General features: G+C 68.3%; 17 protein-coding genes and 3 tRNA genes. 3 read left to right on the top strand and 17 right to left on the bottom strand.

Features of this window, described 5'->3' with window-relative positions:
* Window positions 1-77 precede the first annotated feature (77 nt).
* The 10 genes from ACZ56L_RS29950 to ACZ56L_RS29905 all read right to left on the bottom strand — a co-directional run bounded on the left by ACZ56L_RS29950 (window position 78) and on the right by ACZ56L_RS29905 (window position 13,639).
* Entirely contained in the window at window positions 78-3,977 is a 3,900-nt protein-coding gene (locus ACZ56L_RS29950) for a DNA-directed RNA polymerase subunit beta' (protein ID WP_345228958.1), read from the bottom strand.
* 131 nt (window positions 3,978-4,108) lie between these two features.
* Entirely contained in the window at window positions 4,109-7,594 is a 3,486-nt protein-coding gene (rpoB, locus tag ACZ56L_RS29945; RefSeq protein WP_345228959.1) for a DNA-directed RNA polymerase subunit beta, read from the bottom strand.
* A 651-nt stretch (window positions 7,595-8,245) separates the two neighbouring features.
* Window positions 8,246-8,629 carry a 50S ribosomal protein L7/L12 gene (gene rplL, locus ACZ56L_RS29940; RefSeq protein WP_345228960.1) on the bottom strand — a complete coding sequence of 128 codons (384 nt, stop codon included), beginning with the start codon at window positions 8,627-8,629 and terminating at the stop codon, window positions 8,246-8,248.
* A gap of 111 nt (window positions 8,630-8,740) precedes the next feature.
* Window positions 8,741-9,271 carry a 50S ribosomal protein L10 gene (rplJ, locus tag ACZ56L_RS29935; protein ID WP_189821122.1) on the bottom strand — a complete coding sequence of 177 codons (531 nt, stop codon included), beginning with the start codon at window positions 9,269-9,271 and terminating at the stop codon, window positions 8,741-8,743.
* Window positions 9,272-9,584: 313 nt separating this feature from the next.
* Entirely contained in the window at window positions 9,585-10,508 is a 924-nt protein-coding gene (locus tag ACZ56L_RS29930; RefSeq protein ID WP_401756790.1) for an SCO4651 family lipoprotein, read from the bottom strand.
* 182 nt (window positions 10,509-10,690) lie between these two features.
* Window positions 10,691-11,413 (bottom strand): 50S ribosomal protein L1, encoded by a 723-nt coding sequence (gene rplA, locus ACZ56L_RS29925; RefSeq protein WP_189821124.1) that lies wholly within the window; start codon window positions 11,411-11,413, stop codon window positions 10,691-10,693.
* Window positions 11,414-11,542: 129 nt separating this feature from the next.
* Window positions 11,543-11,977 carry a 50S ribosomal protein L11 gene (rplK, locus tag ACZ56L_RS29920; protein WP_185027986.1) on the bottom strand — a complete coding sequence of 145 codons (435 nt, stop codon included), beginning with the start codon at window positions 11,975-11,977 and terminating at the stop codon, window positions 11,543-11,545.
* Between the two features lie 176 nt (window positions 11,978-12,153).
* On the bottom strand, window positions 12,154-13,098 hold the full coding sequence (gene nusG / locus ACZ56L_RS29915; protein ID WP_468686395.1) for a transcription termination/antitermination protein NusG: 945 nt from the start codon (window positions 13,096-13,098) through the stop codon (window positions 12,154-12,156).
* Window positions 13,099-13,180: 82 nt separating this feature from the next.
* A complete protein-coding gene (secE, locus tag ACZ56L_RS29910; protein ID WP_345228963.1) occupies window positions 13,181-13,459 on the bottom strand; it encodes a preprotein translocase subunit SecE in 279 nt (92 codons plus the stop codon).
* 107 nt (window positions 13,460-13,566) lie between these two features.
* Window positions 13,567-13,639 (bottom strand) — tRNA-Trp (locus ACZ56L_RS29905).
* A gap of 196 nt (window positions 13,640-13,835) precedes the next feature.
* Between ACZ56L_RS29905 and ACZ56L_RS29900 the strand changes: the two genes are divergently transcribed.
* On the top strand, window positions 13,836-15,062 hold the full coding sequence (locus ACZ56L_RS29900) for a pyridoxal phosphate-dependent aminotransferase (protein ID WP_345228964.1): 1,227 nt from the start codon (window positions 13,836-13,838) through the stop codon (window positions 15,060-15,062).
* A gap of 122 nt (window positions 15,063-15,184) precedes the next feature.
* Window positions 15,185-16,237, top strand: coding sequence for an adenosine deaminase (locus ACZ56L_RS29895; protein WP_345228965.1), 1,053 nt, complete (start codon window positions 15,185-15,187; stop codon window positions 16,235-16,237).
* A gap of 1 nt (window position 16,238) precedes the next feature.
* On the opposite strand, the gene ACZ56L_RS29890 is transcribed toward ACZ56L_RS29895, so the two are convergent.
* Window positions 16,239-16,841 (bottom strand): TetR/AcrR family transcriptional regulator, encoded by a 603-nt coding sequence (locus tag ACZ56L_RS29890; protein ID WP_471067479.1) that lies wholly within the window; start codon window positions 16,839-16,841, stop codon window positions 16,239-16,241.
* Window positions 16,842-16,975: 134 nt separating this feature from the next.
* On the opposite strand from ACZ56L_RS29890, the gene ACZ56L_RS29885 reads away from it, so the two are divergent.
* A complete protein-coding gene (locus tag ACZ56L_RS29885) occupies window positions 16,976-17,608 on the top strand; it encodes an NAD(P)-dependent oxidoreductase (protein WP_471067476.1) in 633 nt (210 codons plus the stop codon).
* An 8-nt stretch (window positions 17,609-17,616) separates the two neighbouring features.
* On the opposite strand, the gene ACZ56L_RS29880 is transcribed toward ACZ56L_RS29885, so the two are convergent.
* The 6 genes from ACZ56L_RS29880 to ACZ56L_RS29855 all read right to left on the bottom strand — a co-directional run bounded on the left by ACZ56L_RS29880 (window position 17,617) and on the right by ACZ56L_RS29855 (window position 20,234).
* Window positions 17,617-18,672, bottom strand: coding sequence for a UDP-N-acetylmuramate dehydrogenase (locus ACZ56L_RS29880; RefSeq protein ID WP_471067473.1), 1,056 nt, complete (start codon window positions 18,670-18,672; stop codon window positions 17,617-17,619).
* 94 nt (window positions 18,673-18,766) lie between these two features.
* Window positions 18,767-19,195, bottom strand: a complete 429-nt coding sequence (locus tag ACZ56L_RS29875; protein WP_468686391.1) for a MaoC family dehydratase — start codon at window positions 19,193-19,195, stop codon at window positions 18,767-18,769.
* Window position 19,196: 1 nt separating this feature from the next.
* Window positions 19,197-19,652 carry an FAS1-like dehydratase domain-containing protein gene (locus tag ACZ56L_RS29870; RefSeq protein WP_401756802.1) on the bottom strand — a complete coding sequence of 152 codons (456 nt, stop codon included), beginning with the start codon at window positions 19,650-19,652 and terminating at the stop codon, window positions 19,197-19,199.
* 134 nt (window positions 19,653-19,786) lie between these two features.
* Window positions 19,787-19,951: a 50S ribosomal protein L33 gene (gene rpmG / locus ACZ56L_RS29865; protein WP_007265873.1), complete on the bottom strand. Its 165-nt coding sequence runs from the start codon at window positions 19,949-19,951 to the stop codon at window positions 19,787-19,789.
* Window positions 19,952-20,040: 89 nt separating this feature from the next.
* Window positions 20,041-20,113: transfer RNA gene (locus tag ACZ56L_RS29860), tRNA-Met, on the bottom strand.
* A 48-nt stretch (window positions 20,114-20,161) separates the two neighbouring features.
* Window positions 20,162-20,234: transfer RNA gene (locus ACZ56L_RS29855), tRNA-Thr, on the bottom strand.
* Window positions 20,235-20,388 lie beyond the last annotated feature (154 nt).

Below are 20,388 nucleotides of genomic sequence, written 5' to 3'. Positions count from 1 at the left end.
GCCCCCACCCACGCCGAAGGGCGCCTCCCCCGCTCGGAAGCGGGGCAGGCGCCCTTCGTACGTACCGCTACACGCTCTTACTGGTTGTACGGACCGTAGTCGTAGTCCTCCAGCGGAACGGCCTGGCCGGAGCCCGTGCCGAACGGCGAGTAGTCGATGTCGTCGTAGCCGACGGCCGAGTACATCGCGGCCTTGGCCTCCTCGGTCGGCTCGACCCGGATGTTGCGGTAGCGGGACAGGCCCGTACCGGCCGGGATGAGCTTACCGATGATGACGTTCTCCTTGAGGCCGATGAGGCTGTCGGACTTGGCGTTGATCGCCGCATCCGTCAGGACTCGGGTCGTCTCCTGGAAGGAGGCGGCCGACAGCCAGGACTCCGTCGCCAGCGAGGCCTTGGTGATACCCATCAGCTGCGGACGGCCGGAGGCCGGGTGGCCGCCTTCCGTGACCACACGACGGTTCTCGGTCTCGAACTTCGAGCGCTCGACGAGCTCGCCCGGCAGCAGTTCCGCGTCGCCGGACTCGATGATCGTCACACGGCGGAGCATCTGCCGGATGATGATCTCGATGTGCTTGTCGTGGATCGACACGCCCTGGCTGTTGTACACCTTCTGGACTTCGCCGACCAGGTGGACCTGGACCGCGCGCTGACCGAGGATGCGCAGCACGTCGTGCGGGTTGGTCGCACCGACGGTGAGCTTCTGGCCCACCTCGACCGGGTCGCCCTCGCCGACCAGCAGACGGGCGCGCTTGGAGATCGGGAACGCCGTCTCCTCGCTGCCGTCGTCCGGGGTGACGACGATCTTCTTGGTCTTCTCGGTCTCCTCGATCCGGATGCGGCCCTTGGCCTCCGAGATCGGGGCGACGCCCTTGGGCGTACGAGCCTCGAAGAGCTCGACGACACGGGGCAGACCCTGGGTGATGTCGTCACCGGCCACACCACCGGTGTGGAAGGTACGCATGGTGAGCTGCGTACCCGGCTCACCGATGGACTGGGCGGCGATGATGCCGACCGCCTCACCGATGTCGACGAGCTTGCCGGTGGCCAGCGAGCGGCCGTAGCAGAAGGCACAGGTGCCGACCGCGGACTCGCAGGTCAGGACCGAGCGGGTCTTGACCTCCTCGACGCCGTGCATCACGAGCTGGTCGATGAGCACGTCACCGAGGTCGACGTTGGCAGGCGCGATGACCTTGCCGTCGATGACCACGTCTTCGGCCAGCATGCGGGCGTAGACGCTGGTCTCGACGTCGTCGGTCTTGCGGAGGATGCCGTCGGCGCCCTTCTCCGCGATCTTCAGCTTGAGGCCGCGGTCGGTGCCGCAGTCCTCCTCGCGGATGATCACGTCCTGCGAGACGTCCACCAGACGACGGGTCAGGTAACCCGAGTCGGCGGTACGCAGGGCGGTGTCGGCGAGACCCTTACGGGCACCGTGCGTCGAGATGAAGTACTCGAGCACGGACAGGCCCTCGCGGAAGGACGCCTTGATGGGACGCGGAATCGTCTCGTTCTTGGCGTTCGACACCAGACCACGCATACCGGCGATCTGACGCATCTGCATCATGTTTCCTCGGGCACCCGAGTCAACCATCATGAAAATGGGGTTCGTCTTGGGGAAGTTCGCGTTCATCGCCTCGGCGACCTCGTTGGTCGCCTTGGTCCAGATCGCGATGAGCTCCTGAGTGCGCTCTTCCTTGGTGATCAGACCGCGCTCGTACTGCTTCTGGACCTTCTCGTCCTGCTCCTCGTAGCCCTTGACGATGGCCTTCTTGGCCTCGGGCACGACGACGTCGGAGATGGCCACGGTGACGCCCGAACGGGTCGCCCAGTGGAAGCCGGCCGCCTTCAGGTTGTCGAGCGTCGCCGCCACGATGACCTTGGGGTAGCGCTCCGCCAGGTCGTTGACGATCTCGGAGAGCTGCTTCTTGCCCACCGAGTAGTCGACGAACGGGTAGTCCTCGGGCAGCAGCTCGTTGAAGAGCGCACGGCCCAGGGTCGTACGGAGACGGAACGGGTCACCGGTCTGCCACTCGGGCTCGCCCTCTTCGGCGACCGGCGGGGTCCAGCCGCGCGGCGGGACGGTGCCGACGGGGAAGCGGATGTCGACCTTCGCCTGGAGCGAGAGCTCCCGGGCGTCGAACGCCATGATCGCCTCGGCGGTGGAGCCGAAGGACCGGCCCTCGCCGATGACCTTGCGCTCCTCCTCGTCGGTGGTGAGGAAGAACAGGCCCAGCACCATGTCCTGGGTCGGCATGGTGACGGGACGGCCGTCGGCCGGCTTCAGGATGTTGTTCGAGGACAGCATCAGGATGCGGGCCTCGGCCTGCGCCTCCGCGGAGAGCGGCAGGTGCACGGCCATCTGGTCACCGTCGAAGTCCGCGTTGAACGCGGTGCAGACGAGCGGGTGGATCTGGATGGCCTTGCCCTCGACGAGCTGCGGCTCGAAGGCCTGGATGCCGAGGCGGTGCAGGGTGGGCGCGCGGTTCAGCAGCACCGGGTGCTCCGCGATGACCTCTTCGAGGACGTCGTAGACGACGGTGCGGCCGCGCTCGACCATGCGCTTGGCCGACTTGATGTTCTGCGCGTGGTTCAGGTCCACCAGGCGCTTCATCACGAACGGCTTGAAGAGCTCCAGCGCCATGGCCTTCGGCAGACCGCACTGGTGCAGCTTGAGCTGCGGACCGACGACGATCACGGAACGCGCGGAGTAGTCCACACGCTTGCCGAGGAGGTTCTGACGGAAGCGGCCCTGCTTGCCCTTGAGCATGTCGGACAGCGACTTCAGCGGACGGTTGCCGGGGCCCGTGACCGGGCGACCACGACGGCCGTTGTCGAAGAGCGCGTCGACGGCCTCCTGAAGCATGCGCTTCTCGTTGTTCACGATGATCTCGGGGGCGCCGAGGTCGAGAAGCCGCTTCAGGCGGTTGTTGCGGTTGATGACGCGGCGGTACAGGTCGTTCAGGTCGGAGGTCGCGAAGCGGCCACCGTCGAGCTGCACCATCGGACGCAGGTCCGGCGGGATGACCGGGACGCAGTCCAGCACCATGCCCTTGGGGCTGTTGCTGGTCGACAGGAACGCGGAGACGACCTTGAGGCGCTTGAGCGCACGGGTCTTCTTCTGGCCCTTGCCGGTCCGGATGATCTCGCGGAGGCGCTCGGCCTCCTCCTCCAGGTCGAAGGACTCCAGGCGCTTCTGCAGAGCGGCCGCGCCCATGGAGCCGTCGAAGTACGTGCCGAAGCGGTCACGCAGCTCGCGGTAGAGGAGCTCGTCGCCCTCCAGGTCCTGGACCTTGAGGTTCTTGAAGCGGTTCCACACCTCGTCGAGGCGGTCGATCTCGCGCTGGGCGCGGTCACGGAGCTGCTTCATCTCGCGCTCGGCGCCTTCGCGCACCTTGCGGCGCACGTCGGCCTTGGCGCCCTCGGCCTCCAGCTCGGCGAGGTCCGTCTCGAGCTTCTTGGCGCGGGCCTCCAGGTCGGAGTCGCGGCGGTTCTCGACCTGCTGGCGCTCGACGGAGACGTGCGCCTCCAGCGAGGGCAGGTCGCGCGTCCGGCGCTCCTCGTCCACGAAGGTGATCATGTACGCGGCGAAGTAGATGACCTTCTCGAGGTCCTTCGGCGCGAGGTCGAGCAGGTAGCCGAGGCGCGAGGGAACGCCCTTGAAGTACCAGATGTGCGTGACGGGCGCGGCCAGTTCGATGTGGCCCATCCGCTCACGGCGCACCTTGGCGCGAGTGACCTCGACGCCGCAGCGCTCACAGATGATGCCCTTGAAGCGGACACGCTTGTACTTGCCGCAGTAGCACTCCCAGTCCCGGGTCGGACCGAAGATCTTCTCGCAGAAGAGTCCGTCCTTCTCGGGCTTGAGCGTGCGGTAGTTGATGGTCTCCGGCTTCTTCACTTCGCCGTGGGACCAGGTCCGGATGTCGTCCGCGGTGGCGAGGCCAATCCGCAGCTCGTCGAAGAAGTTGACGTCGAGCACTTGTCGTCAATCCCTCTTTCGGGGGTTCGAGCCCCTCGCGTTGTGCGCGAGATGAGTGGGCACTTCAAATGGTCTGAACGGGTCCGGGGAGGGCCGGGGGTCTCGTGTGACGGAGACCCCCGGCCGGCCCGTCAGACCTCTTCGACGCTGCTCGGCTCGCGCCGGGACAGGTCGATACCGAGTTCTTCCGCCGCGCGGAAGACGTCCTCGTCCGTGTCGCGCATCTCGATGGACATGCCGTCCGAGGACAGCACCTCCACGTTGAGGCAGAGCGACTGCATTTCCTTGATGAGCACCTTGAAGGACTCGGGAATGCCGGGCTCCGGGATGTTCTCGCCCTTGACGATGGCCTCGTAGACCTTCACGCGGCCGGTCACGTCGTCGGACTTGATCGTCAGGAGCTCCTGGAGGGCGTACGCGGCGCCGTAAGCCTCCAGCGCCCACACCTCCATCTCACCGAAGCGCTGACCACCGAACTGCGCCTTACCACCCAGCGGCTGCTGCGTGATCATCGAGTACGGGCCGGTCGAACGCGCGTGGAGCTTGTCGTCCACCAGGTGGTGCAGCTTGAGGATGTACATGTACCCGACCGAGATCGGGTCCGGGAACGGCTCGCCGGAGCGGCCGTCGTACAGCTGCGCCTTGCCGGAGGGCTGCACCAGACGGTCGCCGTCGCGGTTGGGGATCGTGGCCTCGAAGAGACCGGTGATCTCGTCCTCGCGGGCGCCGTCGAACACCGGGGTGGCGACGTTGGTGCCGGGCTCGACGCGGTCGGCGCCGATGGCCTGCAGGCGCTGGGCCCACTCCTCGCCCAGCCCGGAGACGTCCCAGCCGCGGCTGGCGAGCCAGCCGAGGTGGATCTCCAGGACCTGTCCCGGGTTCATTCGGGACGGCACGCCGAGCGGGTTCAGGATGATGTCGACCGGGGTGCCGTCCTCCAGGAACGGCATGTCCTCGATCGGCAGGATCTTGGAGATGACGCCCTTGTTGCCGTGACGGCCGGCGAGCTTGTCACCATCGGTGATCTTGCGCTTCTGGGCCACGTAGACGCGGACGAGCTGGTTCACGCCCGGGGGCAGCTCGTCGCCCTCTTCGCGGTCGAAGACGCGGACGCCGATGACCTTGCCGATCTCGCCGTGCGGCACCTTCAGCGAGGTGTCGCGCACCTCGCGCGCCTTCTCACCGAAGATCGCGCGGAGCAGGCGCTCCTCGGGCGTCAGCTCGGTCTCGCCCTTGGGCGTGACCTTGCCGACGAGGATGTCGCCGGCGACGACCTCGGCGCCGATGCGGATGATGCCGCGCTCGTCGAGGTCGGCGAGGACCTCTTCGGAGACGTTCGGGATGTCCCGGGTGATCTCCTCCGGGCCGAGCTTGGTGTCACGCGCGTCGACCTCGTGCTCTTCGATGTGGATCGAAGAGAGCACGTCATCCTGGACGAGCCGCTGGCTCAGGATGATGGCGTCCTCGTAGTTGTGACCCTCCCACGGCATGAAGGCGACGAGGAGGTTCTTGCCGAGCGCCATCTCACCCTGCTGGGTGGCGGGACCGTCGGCGAGGACCTGGCCCTCGACGACCCGGGCGCCCTCGTCCACGACAACCTTCTGGTTGACCGAGGTGCCCTGGTTCGAGCGGGAGAACTTGGCGATCCGGTACGTGGTGTACGTGCCGTCGTCGTTGGCGACGGTGACGTAGTCCGCGGAGACCTCCTGGACCACACCCGCCTTCTCCGCCTTGATGACGTCACCGGCGTCGACCGCGCAGCGGTACTCCATGCCGGTGCCGACGAGCGGCGCCTCGGACGTGATCAGGGGCACGGCCTGACGCATCATGTTCGCGCCCATGAGCGCGCGGTTGGCGTCGTCGTGCTCCAGGAAGGGGATCATCGCGGTCGCGACGGACACCATCTGGCGCGGCGAGACGTCCATGTAGTCGACGTCGTCGCCCGGGATGTAGTCGATCTCGCCGCCACGGCGGCGGACCAGGACGCGCGACTCGGTGAAGCGCATGTCCTCACCGAGGGTCGCGTTCGCCTGGGCGATCACGAAGCGGTCTTCCTCGTCGGCCGTCAGGTAGTCGACCTCGTCGGTGACGACACCCTCGGTGACGCGGCGGTACGGGGTCTCGACGAAGCCGAAGGCGTTGACGCGGCCGTACGAGGCCAGCGAACCGATCAGACCGATGTTCGGGCCTTCGGGCGTCTCGATCGGGCACATGCGTCCGTAGTGGGACGGGTGCACGTCACGGACCTCGAAGCCGGCCCGCTCACGGGACAGACCGCCGGGACCCAGCGCCGAGAGACGACGCTTGTGCGTCAGACCCGACAGCGGGTTGTTCTGGTCCATGAACTGCGAGAGCTGCGAGGTGCCGAAGAATTCCTTGATCGACGCCACGACCGGGCGGATGTTGATCAGGGTCTGCGGGGTGATCGCCTCGACGTCCTGGGTCGTCATGCGCTCGCGGACGACGCGCTCCATCCGCGCCAGGCCCGTGCGGACCTGGTTCTGGATGAGCTCGCCGACGTTGCGCAGACGGCGGTTGCCGAAGTGGTCGATGTCGTCGGTCTCGACGACGATGTCGCGGCCCGACTCGCCGACCGTCTCGGTCTCGCCCGCGTGGAGCTTCACCAGGTACTTGATGGTGGCGATGATGTCGTCGGTGGTGAGCACGCCGGCGTTCAGCGGCTCGTCCGCGCCGAGCTTCTTGTTCACCTTGTAGCGGCCGACCTTGGCGAGGTCGTAGCGCTTCGGGTTGAAGTAGAGGTTCTCCAGCAGCGTCTGAGCGGCCTCACGGGTCGGCGGCTCGCCCGGGCGCAGCTTGCGGTAGATGTCGAGCAGCGCGTCGTCCTGGCCCTGGGTGTGGTCCTTCTCCAGGGTGGCGCGCATGGACTCGTACTCGCCGAACTCCTCCAGGATCTGCTCGGTCGTCCAACCGAGAGCCTTCAGGAGAACGGTGACGGACTGCTTGCGCTTGCGGTCGATGCGGACACCGACCATGTCGCGCTTGTCGATCTCCATCTCCAGCCAGGCGCCCCGGGAGGGGATGATCTTGGCGGAGAAGATGTCCTTGTCGGACGTCTTGTCGATGGAGGAGTCGAAGTAGACACCCGGCGAGCGGACCAGCTGCGACACGACGACACGCTCGGTGCCGTTGATGACGAAGGTGCCCTTGTTGGTCATGAGCGGGAAGTCGCCCATGAAGACCGTCTGGGACTTGATCTCGCCGGTCTCGTTGTTGGTGAACTCGGCGGTGACGAAGAGCGGGGCGGCGAACGTGAAGTCGCGCTCCTTGCACTCGTCGATCGAGTTCTTCGGCGGCTCGAAACGGTGGTCGCGGAACGTCAGCGACATCGACCCGGAGAAGTCCTCGATCGGGGAGATCTCTTCGAAGATCTCTTCCAGACCGGACTTCGTGGGGACGTCCTGTCCACTCTCGAGAGCGGCCTCGACGCGACCCTTCCAAGCGGCGTTGCCGAGCAGCCAGTCAAAGCTCTCGGTCTGCAGCGCGAGGAGGTTCGGAACCTCGAGGGGCTCCTTGATCTTTGCAAAGGAGATGCGCAGCGGGGCGGTGCTTGCGCCGTTGTTCGTATTGGAGGTCGAGGCGTTGCGCGAGGCGGCCAAGAGGGGGTCCTTCCGAGGGCTCGGACTCACTACGCGCGTACCGGTCCCACATGGACACGGAGACAGAAAAGCCCAGATCAGGGCGGTTCATTCCTCAGTGGCCAGACAGTGGGCATGCCCCTGGTGACGGGCAGGAGGCAGCTAACAGGCAGCGCAAAGGGTCAGTGTAGCCACTTGGCCCACTGATGTCCAGAGCGGGTTTTTGGGGACCCTCATCAGCCTCTTTGTTCTTCTCAACGCCACTGTCACGAATTACGTTGCGCCTGCCGTGCGTCCTGCCGTCGTCCTGTGCCTCGGGCGAGCCCTCGCGCCCTGCGAACGCACCTCATTACTGCCCTGCGCGCCGCCGATCCATGCCTCGGAGTCGGATCGATGTGGCGACGCGTCCTGAGAATTGCGCGCTGCGTGCCGTTCGTCAAGGCCCCCGCCCCCTCGGAGCCTCGGCCCGCCGGACCGCCCCAGGGGCGTACGACGGGCGCACAGCGCGTCTGCGGGGCGCACGACGAAGATCACCCTACTCGTCACGGAGTGATGCGCACAGCCGCCACGGGAACGCCGAAGGGCGACCACCCAATTGGATGATCGCCCTTGGCTGTGCCGGCGTTACACCTCGCGGCGCATTCCGGCGAAAAGAGTCAGAGACTCAGGAGGTCACTTGACCTCAACGGCCGCACCGGCGCCCTTGAGGGACTCGGCGGCCTTCTCGGCGGCCTCCTTGGTGACCTTCTCGAGGACCGGCTTCGGAGCGCCGTCGACGAGGTCCTTGGCCTCCTTCAGACCCAGCGAGGTGAGCTCACGCACGACCTTGATGACCTGGATCTTCTTGTCGCCGGCACCCGTGAGGATGACGTCGAACTCGTCCTGCTCCTCGGCGGCGGGGGCGTCGCCGCCACCCTGGGCCGGACCGGCGACGGCGACGGCCGCGGCGGCGGTGACGTCGAACTTCTCCTCGAAGGCCTTCACGAACTCGGAGAGCTCGATGAGGGTCATCTCTTCGAACTGCGCGAGCAGGTCGTCCTGGGACAGCTTCGCCATGATGGCGTCCTTCCAATAAGTCGGCAGGTGCCGGATGTAAATGTCGGCGGGCGTACTGTCGGCCCGCTGCGGTCGTCTCCCTAGCGGGCTACGACCATTGCGCGAGCCGAGTTACTCGGCACCGCCCTGCTCTTCGAGCTTGACGCGAAGCGCCTCCGCGGTGCGGACGAACTTCGACGGAAGCGCCTGGAAGAGCTGCGCAGCCTGAGTCTGCTTGCCCTTCATGGCACCCGCCAGCTTGGCGAGCAGAACCTCGCGGGACTCGAGGTCCGCGAGCTTCTTGATCTCATCGGCGGACAGCGCCTTACCGTCAAGGACACCGCCCTTGATGATGAGGTTCGGGTTCTCCTTGGCGAAGTCACGAAGACCCTTCGCCGACTCCACCGGGTCACCGGTGATGAAGGCAACCGCCGTCGGACCAGTGAACTGGTCGTCCAGCGAAGTGATCCCGGCCTCGTTGGCCGCGATCTTGGTCAGCGTGTTCTTCACCACGGCGTACTGGGCGTTCTCACCGAGGGAACGACGCAGCGTCTTGAGCTGCGCCACGGTGAGACCCCGGTACTCGGTCAGCACGGCGGCGTTCGAGCTGCGGAACTGGTCCGCGAGCTCGGCTACCGCGGCAGCCTTGTCGGGCGTCGGCATAGAGCGTCGGCCTCCTTCCGGGTGATGAGGACCGCTCAGAAGGGGCTGTAAAAACGAAAACGCCCCGGCGCAAGCGCACGGGGCTGAGCTCAACCAGAATGAACCGGGAACTTTCCACGAACACCTGCGCAGGTCGTCCGCGTGTCTCTAGCGGATCCTTCGGCCACCACGCCCTCGAACGAGCACGCAGCAACGACCAGCGGTCTTTGGCTTCCTCGGAAGAGTACGCGACGGTGTCGGGATCAGGCAAATCGGCCGGACGGCCCGGGCCGCGGTGCGGTCCCGGAAGCCGGCCGGCCGGGTCCCGGCCCCGTCAGGCCTTCGGCTGCTGCTGCTTCTTCATCAGGTCCTTGAAGTCGACCGTCCGGGCCGTCGGCGGGGCCTCGGCGGTGACGTCCACGCCGTAGTCGGAGTAGAAGACGGTGGAGTTGATCGGTCCTGCCTTGGACTGGGACCGCTCGGTCTTCTTGACCAGGACGTCGTCCTCGTCGATCCAGATGTCGATGACGCTGGTGGTGACGCCCGCCTGCTCCAGCTGCTTGCGGAGCCCTGCCAGGGTCTTCGCGTCGAGCTGGGAATTGGACTCGGCCATCTTCCGGACGTCGAGCGTGCCCGCGTAGTGCGTCGCCTGCACGCCGCGGACCTCCTCCTTGCCGACCTCCTTGACCTGCCCGGTGGCCAGCAGCTGCTTCACACCCTGCTCGGGGGTGCTGTTCTGCATCTGGTCCTTCAGCAGGGCGCCGCTGGGGCCCATCAGCTTGACCATGTCGTCGTAGCCGTAGCGGATCCAGGACTTGCCGCCCATGTCCTTGGCGAAGGCCGGGCCCATGTCGACGAAGTAGGCGTCCGGGAGGTACCGGGCCTTCATGGTCCCGTCGCTGCCCATCTTCTTCAGGTTCTCGGCCATCTGGCCCTTGGTGTACGTGAGGTCCATGACACCGGTGACGCCGTCGTCCCAGCGGAGCGAGCCCTTGCTCTGCGTCCCCATCGCGGAGCCCACCGACAGGTTGCTCTCGACCTTCGCGGAGTTCGCGGCCCCGGCCTTCTTCTGGGCCGCCTGGAGCACGCTGACGGCGCTGCGGGTCTCTTCCTTGCCGCCCGCGGTCGCCTTCCCGCCCACGGTCTCCTTGCCGCCCTCGGCCTGCTTGCCGGTGCCGCCCCCGCAGGCGGTGACGCCGGTCAGCACGGCGGCCGCCAGCACGGAAAGCCCTGCGCGACGTACGAGCGCCCTGTTCATGTGCCCTCAACTCCCCAGAATGTCGGTCTGACCGCGACCGTATCGAACCCCACTGACAGCCGGAACGACCTTGTGCCCCCGAAGGGGCGCCCTACGCGAAAAGCCGGGCCGCACTCCTCCGAAGAGGGGTGCGGCCCGGCTTCCGTGCGCGAAAACCCGCGGCTGTCGCCGAGTCAGGGGACTCAGACGGCGGCCGGGTCCTCCTCGACGAGGAGGTTGCGGGTGCGGTTGGCGTCCAGCGGGATGCCGGGGCCCATCGTGGTGGCCAGCGTGGCCTTCTTGATGTAGCGGCCCTTGGCGGCGGACGGCTTCAGACGGAGGACTTCCTCCAGCGCCGCGGCGTAGTTCTCGACCAGCTTCGTCTCGTCGAAGGAGACCTTGCCGATGATGAAGTGCAGGTTCGAGTGCTTGTCGACGCGGAACTCGATCTTGCCGCCCTTGATGTCCGTGACAGCCTTCGCCACGTCCGGGGTGACGGTGCCGGTCTTCGGGTTCGGCATCAGACCACGCGGACCGAGCACGCGGCCGAGGCGGCCGACCTTGCCCATGAGGTCCGGGGTGGCGACGACGGCGTCGAAGTCCAGGCGGCCCTTGGCCACCTCGTCGATCAGTTCGTCGGAGCCGACGATGTCGGCGCCCGCGGCTTCCGCGGCCGCAGCACGGTCACCGGTCGCGAAGACCAGGACCCGGGCGGTCTTGCCGGTGCCGTGCGGGAGGTTCACGGTGCCACGGACCATCTGGTCGGCCTTGCGCGGGTCGACGCCCAGACGCATGGCGACCTCGACGGTGCCGTCGAACTTGACCGAGCTGGTGTCCTTGGCGATACGGACGGCCTCGAGGGGGGCGTACAGGCGCTCCCGGTCGATCTTGGCGTCCGCAGCGCGGAGAGACTTGCTGCGCTTCACTGCTGCTCCTGTGTCAGGTATTCACCATGCGGCTTCCGCCGCGTGGCAGGTGTGGAGTCGTGGTGCGGGCCGGCGCGTGGCCCTGCCACTGTCGTACGGAAAGGGGCTTCCGCACGAGGAAGGGACTGATCAGCCCTCGACCGTGATGCCCATGGAACGGGCGGTGCCGGCGATGATCTTGTCGGCGGCGTCCAGGTCGTTGGCGTTCAGGTCGGGGAGCTTGACCGTGGCGATCTCGCGGACCTGGGCGGCCGTGAGCTTGGCGACCTTGGTCTTGTGGGGCTCGCCCGATCCCTTGTCCACACCTGCGGCCTTGAGGATCAGCTTGGCGGCCGGCGGGGTCTTCGTCACGAAGGTGAAGGAGCGGTCCTCGTAGACCGTGATCTCCACCGGCACGACCATGCCACGCTGCGACTCGGTCGCGGCGTTGTAGGCCTTGCAGAACTCCATGATGTTGACGCCGTGCTGACCGAGCGCCGGGCCGACCGGCGGGGCCGGGTTGGCGGCGCCCGCGTTGATCTGGAGCTTGATAAGCCCCGTGACCTTCTTCTTCTTGGGAGGCATTGCTCTCTCCGGGTCCTAGTGAGAGTTTCGGCCGACCATCCGATCATCCGGATGGAGGCATACCGCACAACGATAACGGGTATAGACGTGCGGCTAAAAACCGAGCAGGTCAGACCGGCTTTGGCAGCCCGATCCGACCTGTTCGGAAGCTCTTGTTCAGAAGTGCCTGGTTGGCGTCAGTTCTTCTGGATCTGGTCGAAGCTGAGCTCGACCGGAGTCTCGCGGCCGAAGATCTCGACGAGACCCTTGACCTTCTTCGAGTCGGCGTTGATCTCGTTGATCGTGGCCTGCAGCGTGGCGAACGGGCCGTCGGTGACGGTGACCGCATCGCCGACCTCGAAGTCCAGGACCTCGACGGTGACCTTGCGGGCCGGCGCCGGCTTGCCCTCGGCCTCGGCGGCCTCGCGGGCGGCCTTCTCCTCGGCCTCCGGGGCGAGCATCTTGACGATCTCGTCCAGGGTCAGCGGGTACGGGTCGTAGGCGTTGCCCACGAAGCCGGTGACGCCGGGGGTGTTGCGGACGACGCCCCAGGACTCGTTCGTCAGGTCCATGCGCACGAGCACGTAGCCCGGGAGCTTGTTCTGACGGACGTTCTTGCGCTCGCCGTTCTTGATCTGAACGATTTCCTCTTCCGGCACCTCGGCCTGGTAGATGAACTCTTCGACGTTCAGGGAGACGGCGCGCTGCTCCAGGTTGGCCTTCACGCGCTTCTCGTAACCGGCGTACGTGTGGATGACGTACCACTCGCCGGGCAGCAGGCGCAGCTCCTCGCGGAGCGCGGCGATCGGGTCCACCGGCTCGGACTCGGAGGGCTCCTCGGCCTCCTCGGCCTCGGCGATCTCCTCGGCCTCGGCGTCGGTCCCGTCGGCCTCGGCAGCGGCCTCGGCGGCAGCGGCGTCCTCGTCGGTCTCCGCGACGGCGACGGCCGCGTCGTCGGGGGACTCGTCGGACTCGACGCGGAGGGCGGCCTCCTCGGCGGGCTCGCCCGCGGCGGCGTCGGCAGCTTCGGCCTGGTCGGGCTCCACAGCGTCCGCCGCCTCAACGATGGCGGTCTCGTCCTCAACGGACTCGACGGCGCCCACCGTCGGCTCGCCGGCGTCGTTCAGGTTCGGGTCAGACACGGTGGCTGCTTCTTCCTGGATACAAAATGGTTGGAACGCGCGAAAGGGGCGCCCGTGGCAGGCGCCCTACGCGAGTACTGCTTTAACCGAAGAGGTACTTCACGGCTGCGGCGAAGCCCTGGTCGATCACGGTCACGATGCCGATCATGATCACGACGAAGATGATGACGACCGTGGTGTACGTCGAGAGCTGGCTGCGAGTGGGCCAGACGACCTTGCGCAGCTCGGCGACGATCTGGCGGTAGAACTGAGCAAGGCGGCCCAGCGGGCCCTTTTTGCCCCGCTTGCCGCCCTTGCGTGCCTTCTTCGACACCTCGTCCTGGGCATCAGGCATGTCGATGGAGCCCACGGCGTCCGTCACGCTACTCACCTGATTCCGGGTCGTGGCCGTGCCGCGCCCGGTGGAGCCGCACGACAAATGCAGAGAAGTACGTACATGCGCACACATCCTGGCGAAGGAGTGTGTAGCAGGGCCGGAGGGACTTGAACCCCCAACCGCTGGTTTTGGAGACCAGTGCTCTACCAATTGAGCTACGACCCTTTGTGGTTCCCCCAACCTACCGCATCCGGTCGAGTGCACGGAGTGCGCTCGGCGGAGACGGGCTGCTGTGGGCCAACGACAGGTGAGTGTACGTGCTCCGGGGCCCGGCGTCGAACAGAAAGGGGCCGGACGGGGCGCCGACCAGTCTGTGAAACCCCTGTACGAGGGCCCCCGGGGGTCTGGGACGATGGGGCTCATGAGCGCTGCTACCCCTCCGACCGAGCGCCGGGTCTCCGCCCGCGTCGGTGCAATTTCCGAGTCCGCCACCCTTGCCGTGGACGCGAAGGCGAAGGCCCTCAAGGCCGCCGGACGCCCGGTGATCGGCTTCGGCGCGGGCGAGCCCGACTTCCCGACCCCGGACTACATCGTCCAGGCCGCGATCGAGGCCTGCTCGAACCCGAAGTACCACCGCTACACCCCGGCGGGCGGGCTCCCCGAGCTGAAGAACGCGATCGTCGCCAAGACGCTGCGCGACTCCGGCTACGAGATCGACGCCTCCCAGGTGCTGGTCACCAACGGCGGCAAGCAGGCCATCTACGAGGCCTTCGCCGCGATCCTCGACCCGGGCGACGAGGTCATCGTCCCGGCCCCGTACTGGACGACCTACCCCGAGTCGATCCGGCTGGCGGGCGGTGTGCCGGTGGAGGTCGTGGCCGACGAGACGACCGGTTACCGGGTCTCCGTCGAGCAGCTCGAGGCGGCGCGCACGGAGCGTACGAAGGTCGTGCTCTTCGTGTCCCCGTCCAACCCGACCGGCGCGGTCTACAGCGAGGCGGACGCCGAGGCCATCGGCCGCTGGGCGCACGAGAAGGGGCTGTGGGTCCTCACCGACGAGATCTACGAGCACCTGGTCTACGGCGACGCGCGGTTCACCTCGCTGCCGGCGATCGTGCCCGAGCTGCGCGACAAGTGCATCGTGGTCAACGGCGTGGCGAAGACGTACGCGATGACCGGCTGGCGGGTGGGCTGGATCATCGGCCCGAAGGACGTCGTGAAGGCCGCGACCAACCTCCAGTCGCACGCCACCTCGAACGTCTCCAACGTGGCGCAGGTCGCGGCGCTGGCCGCCGTGTCCGGGCCGCTGGACGCCGTCGAGGAGATGGGCGCCGCCTTCGACCGCCGGCGCAGGACGGTCGTGCGGATGCTGAGCGAGATCGAGGGCGTCGTCTGCCCGACGCCGGAGGGCGCGTTCTACGTCTACCCGTCGGTGAAGGGGCTGCTGGGCAAGGAGATCCGCGGCAAGCGCCCGCAGACCTCGGTCGAGCTGGCCGCGCTGATCCTGGAGGAGGTGGAGGTCGCGGTCGTCCCGGGCGAGGCCTTCGGCACCCCGGGTTACCTGCGGCTGTCGTACGCGCTGGGCGACGAGGACCTCGTCGAGGGCGTGTCGCGCATCCAGAAGCTCCTGGCGGAGGCGCGCGACTGACGCGTCCCGGCCCGTGACGGTCCTCCGGCCCAGGCGGCCGGGGGGCCGTTTCTGCGTTCGGGGGCGCACCCGTTGGAGAAAAGCCGCTTCCGGGCGCGTCGCCCGTGCGGCAAGATCCTGGGATGCACCTCCGATCAGGGGGGACCCCCCCGAACCCGCCACGTGTACGCGATCTGACTCTGCTCCCCAAGGCCCATCTGCATCTGCACTTCACCGGCTCGATGCGGCCCTCGACCCTGCTGGACCTGGCCGACCGCCACGGGGTGCACCTTCCCGAGGCGCTGACCAGCGGCGAGCCGCCGAAGCTGCGGGCGACCGACGAGCGGGGCTGGTTCCGCTTCCAGCGGCTGTACGACGCGGCGCGGTCCTGCCTGCGGACGCCGGAGGACATCCGACGGCTGGTGCGCGAGGCCGCCGAGGAGGACGTCCGGGACGGTTCCGGGTGGCTGGAGATCCAGGTCGATCCGACGTCGTACGCACCGCTGCTCGGCGGGCTGATCCCGGCGCTGGAGATCATCCTGGACGCGGTCGACAGCGCCTCCCGGGAGACCGGGCTCGGGATGCGGGTGCTGGTCGCGGCGAACCGGATGAAGCATCCGCTGGACGCGCGCACGCTGGCGCGGCTGGCGGTGCGGTACGCCGATCGCGGGATCGTCGGCTTCGGGCTCTCCAACGACGAGCGCCGGGGGATGGCGCGGGACTTCGACCGGGCCTTCGCGATCGCGCGCGAGGGCGGGCTGCTCGCCGCGCCGCACGGGGGCGAGCTGACGGGTCCCGCGTCCGTCCGGGACTGCCTGGACGACCTGCACGCCTCGCGGATCGGGCACGGCGTGCGGGCGGCGGAGGACCCGCGGCTGCTGAAGCGGCTCGCGGAGCGGGGCGTCACCTGCGAGGTGTGCCCGGCGTCGAACGTGGCGCTCGGGGTGTACGAGAAGCCCGAGGACGTGCCGCTGCGGACCTTGTACGACGCCGGGGTGCCGATGGCGCTGGGGGCGGACGACCCGCTGCTGTTCGGGTCGCGGCTCGCGGCGCAGTACGAGCTGGCACGGGAGCACCACGGGTTCACGGACGCCGAACTGGCCGAGCTGGCCCGGCAGTCGGTGCGCGGGTCGGCCGCGCCGGTGGACGTGCGGGACAAGCTGCTGAGCGGGATCGACGCGTGGCTGGCGGACTGAGCTAGCCGGCGATGCCGGCGAGCAGGGTGCGGGCGAGGGAGGCGGCGAAGGTCTCGACGTCCTGCGGGGGGCGCTTGCCGGTGGTGCCGTCCGCGTCGTAGGCGAAGGCGCGCTGGGCGCAGGCGCCGAGGAGGAGCGAGGCGGCCGCGAAGGTGTCGGCGTCGGGTGCGAGGCGGCCGGTGCCGCGTTCGAGGCGCAGATAGGCGTCCAGGCTCTCGATGGGCACGTGGGGTCCGGTGCCCAGGTCCCGCATGGCGGTGTCGTGGCGGGCCTTGAGCTTGGTCTCGGCGTAGAGCGAGGCGGCGATCGGGAAGCTCTCGGCGTAGAAGAGCACGGCCTGGCGGGCGATCTCGGTGAGGTTCTGCTCGACGGTGCGGGCGCCGGGGTCGGCGAGGAGACGGTGCAGCAGGGGGGCGAGCCGGGGCAGGCGTTCGCGGAGGACGGCGACGAAGAGGTCCTCCTTGCCCGCGAAGTGCTTGTAGAGGGCCGCCTCCGAGCAGCCGGCGGCGCGGGCGATCTCCTTGGTGGTGGTGCGGGAGAGGCCGAGGGTGCGCATCAGGTCGTGAGCGGCGTCGAGGATGCGCTCGCGGGTGGGCTTCTGCACGGGGGCTCCGGGGTGGGTCGGCGGGGGTTGACGGGTGAGTGAATGCTCACCCACTCTGGACCCGCGGTGAGTGAATGCTCACCCACTTTAGACGCTTGGTGAGTGAATGCTCACCCACCCGAGGAGGTCGTGCGATGAAGCTCACGGTGTTCGGTGCCACCGGCGGGGTCGGGAAGGAGATCGTCCGGCAGGCGCTGGCCGCGGGGCACGAGGTGACGGCGGTGGTGCGCGACCCGGCCCGGCTCTCCGCCACCGGTGCGGGGCTGACCGTCTTCCGGTCGGACCTGGCCGGCCCCGAGGGGGTGCGGGAGGCGGTGGCCGGGCGGGACGCGGTGCTCTCGGGTCTGGGTGCGCGCGGTCGCAAGGACGCGGGGATCACGACCCGGCTCACCCGTACGGTGCTGGGCGCGATGGAGGCCGAGGGCGTCCGGCGGCTCGTGGTGGTGAGCGCGGCCCCGGTCGGCCCTTCGGCGGACCGGCAGCCGTTCGTCGACCGGCTGGTAGGAAAGCTGGTGAGCGCGGCCCTGAAGCCCGTGTACGTCGATCTGGCGGCCATGGAGGACGAGTTGTCCCGCTCGGCCGCCGACTGGACCTCCGTGCGCCCGCCCAGGCTGCTGGACGGGCGGCTGACCGGGAAGTACCGCACGGTCGTCGGCGGCACCCCGCGCAGCGGCCGCACCATCGCGCGGGCCGACGTGGCGCACGCGATGCTGGCGGTGCTGGCGGACCCGGCGACGGTGCGGCAGGGCGTCGGGGTGGCGTACTGATCCGGCCGCTACAGGGCGCAGTTGACCGTCACGGGCTCGTTGACGAGGGTCACGCCGAACGCGTCGCGGACCCCGGCGACGACCTCGCGGGCGAGCGCCAGGAGGTCCTCGGTGGTGGCGTCGCCCCGGTTGGTGAGGGCGAGGGCGTGCTTGGTGGAGATGCGGGCGGGCCCCTGTCCGTACCCCTTGGTGAAGCCTGCGCGGTCGATGAGCCAGGCCGCGGAGGTCTTGGTGAGCCCCTCCCCCGCCGGGAAGGCGGGCGGGGCGGTGTCGGGGCCGAGCCGGTCGTGGACGCGGGCGAGGAAGGCCGCGAACCGGGCGTCGTCCAGGATCGGGTTGGTGAAGAAGGAGCCCGCCGACCAGGTGTCGTGGTCCTCCGGGTCCAGCACCATGCCCTTGCCCGCGCGCAGGGCGAGCACGGTCTCGCGCACGACGGCGGCGGGCACCCGGTCCCCCGCAGCCACGCCCAGCGTGCGCGCGGTCTCCGGGTACTTGACCGGCGCGGACAGGCCGCCCGCGTCCTCCAGCTCGAAGCGCACCCGCAGCACCACATAGCGCTCCGGGTCCTCCTTGAACCGGCTGTGGCGGTACGAGAAGGCGCACTCGGCGTTGGTGAGGGTGACGCGCTCGCCGGTGCGGCGGTCGTAGGCGTCGACCTCGGTGAGGGTGCTGGAGACGTCCTGGCCGTACGCCCCGACGTTCTGGATCGGGGTGGCGCCGGCGGAGCCGGGGATTCCGGCGAGGCACTCGATGCCCGCGAGGCCCGCCGCGACGGTGCGGGCGACGGCGTCCGTCCAGACCTCCCCGGCGGCCAGCTCCAGCTTCGTGCCGTCGAGGGAGAAGCCGCGGGTGGCGACGCGCAGGGCGGTGCCGTCGAAGCCCTTGTCGCCGATGACCAGGTTGCTGCCGCCGCCGATCACCAGCAGCGGGGTGCCGGCGGCGTCGGCCTCGCGGACGGCGGCGACCACCTCGTCGTCGGTGGTGGCCGTGACCAGGCAGGCCGCGGGGCCGCCGAGGCGGAAGGTGGTCAGGGGGGCGAGGGGGGCATCGTGGAGTTCCTGCACGGGGTCCAGCCTACGAGAGCGGCCGGGGGCTCCCGGCCGGGCAACGCGCGAGGGGCGGCCCCGGGAGGCCGCCCCTCGCGTTCCGTACCGCTGCTCAGGCGAGCCGGACCACGGCGCGGGACATGCCCAGCACCTTCTGGCCGGCGCTCGTGGCGACGAGGTCCACCCGGACCCGGTTGTCGTCCAGGAGGGCGGCGACCTTGCCGGTGACCTCGATCAGGGCGCCCTCGTCGTCGTTGGGGACGACCACGGGCCTGGTGAAGCGCACCCCGTACTCGACGACGGCGGCCGGGTCCCCGGCCCAGTCGGTGACCACGCGGATCGCCTCGGCCATGGTGAACATGCCGTGCGCGATGACGTCGGGGAGACCGACCTCGACCGCGAACTTCTCGTTCCAGTGGATCGGGTTGAAGTCCCCGGAGGCGCCCGCGTACCGCACGAGTGTGGCGCGAGTCACGGGGAAGGACCCGGCGGGCAGCTCGGTGCCGACCTCGACGTCCGCGTAAGCGATCGTGGCAGTCATCTCACGCCTCCTCGGCGGCGGCACGCGCCACCAGCTTCGTCCAGGCGGTCACGACGTGCTCACCGCTCTCGTCGTGGACCTCGCCGCGGATGTCCAGGATGTCGTTCCCGGCCATCGACTTGATCGCCTCGATGGTCGAGGTGACGGACAGCCGGTCCCCCGCGCGCACCGGGCGGGTGTAGGCGAACTTCTGGTCGCCGTGCACCACCCGGCTGTAGTCCAGGCCCAACTGCGGGTCCTCGATGACGAGACCGGCGGCCTTGAAGGTGATCGCGAAGACGAAAGTCGGCGGGGCGATCACATCGGGGTGGCCGAGCGCCTTGGCCGCCTCCTGATCCGTGTACGCGGGATTGCCGTCGCCGACGGCCTCGGCGAACTCGCGGATCTTCTCCCGGCCGACCTCGTACGCCGAGGCGGGCGGATAGGACCGCCCCACGAAGGACTGGTCGAGCGCCATGGAACTCGTACCTCCTGTGACTGGTGAAAACGTCGTGACCGACGTGAGCGACATGACCGAGGCGAAACGCGGTGACATACGACACGAGGCCGCCCCCGGTGATTTCGGGGACGGCCTCGGGTACGAGCCTGTGCTTAGCGCGTTTCGCGGTGCGCCGTGTGCGAGTTGCAACGCGGGCAGTGCTTCTTCATCTCCATGCGGTCCGGGTTGTTACGCCGGTTCTTCTTGGTGATGTAGTTCCGCTCCTTGCACTCCACGCAGGCCAGCGTGATCTTCGGGCGGACGTCGGTGGCAGCCACGTGAGTGCTCCTTGGACGGACGGATGTACGGATGAACGCAAAAAAGAGTAGCCGATCGGAGGACCGACCCTACAATCGGCTACTGCGCGTAGCGGTGACCGGACTTGAACCGGTGACACAGCGATTATGAGCCGCTTGCTCTACCGACTGAGCTACACCGCTTTGATGTCTGGATCACCTCCCCCGAGGGGGAGGATCTCCGAACACCAGAGCCCCAATGCGGAATCGAACCGCAGACCTTCTCCTTACCATGGAGACGCTCTACCGACTGAGCTATTGGGGCGAGCGATGAAGACATTACACGGGTCTGCGCCGATCCCCCAAATCCATATCGGAGGTCCTCTCCGGAGCCTTCCCGGACGGGTCGCCGCCACCCGTCGCGTAGGCCACCGGAGGTCACTGCGGTACGACTAATCCGCACCTCCTCGAAGCCCCGC

Source organism: Streptomyces sp. NPDC039736 (genome assembly GCF_055596485.1).
The sequence above is the reverse complement of the archived record's forward strand: the minus strand, read 5'-3'. Positions and strand labels throughout refer to the sequence as shown.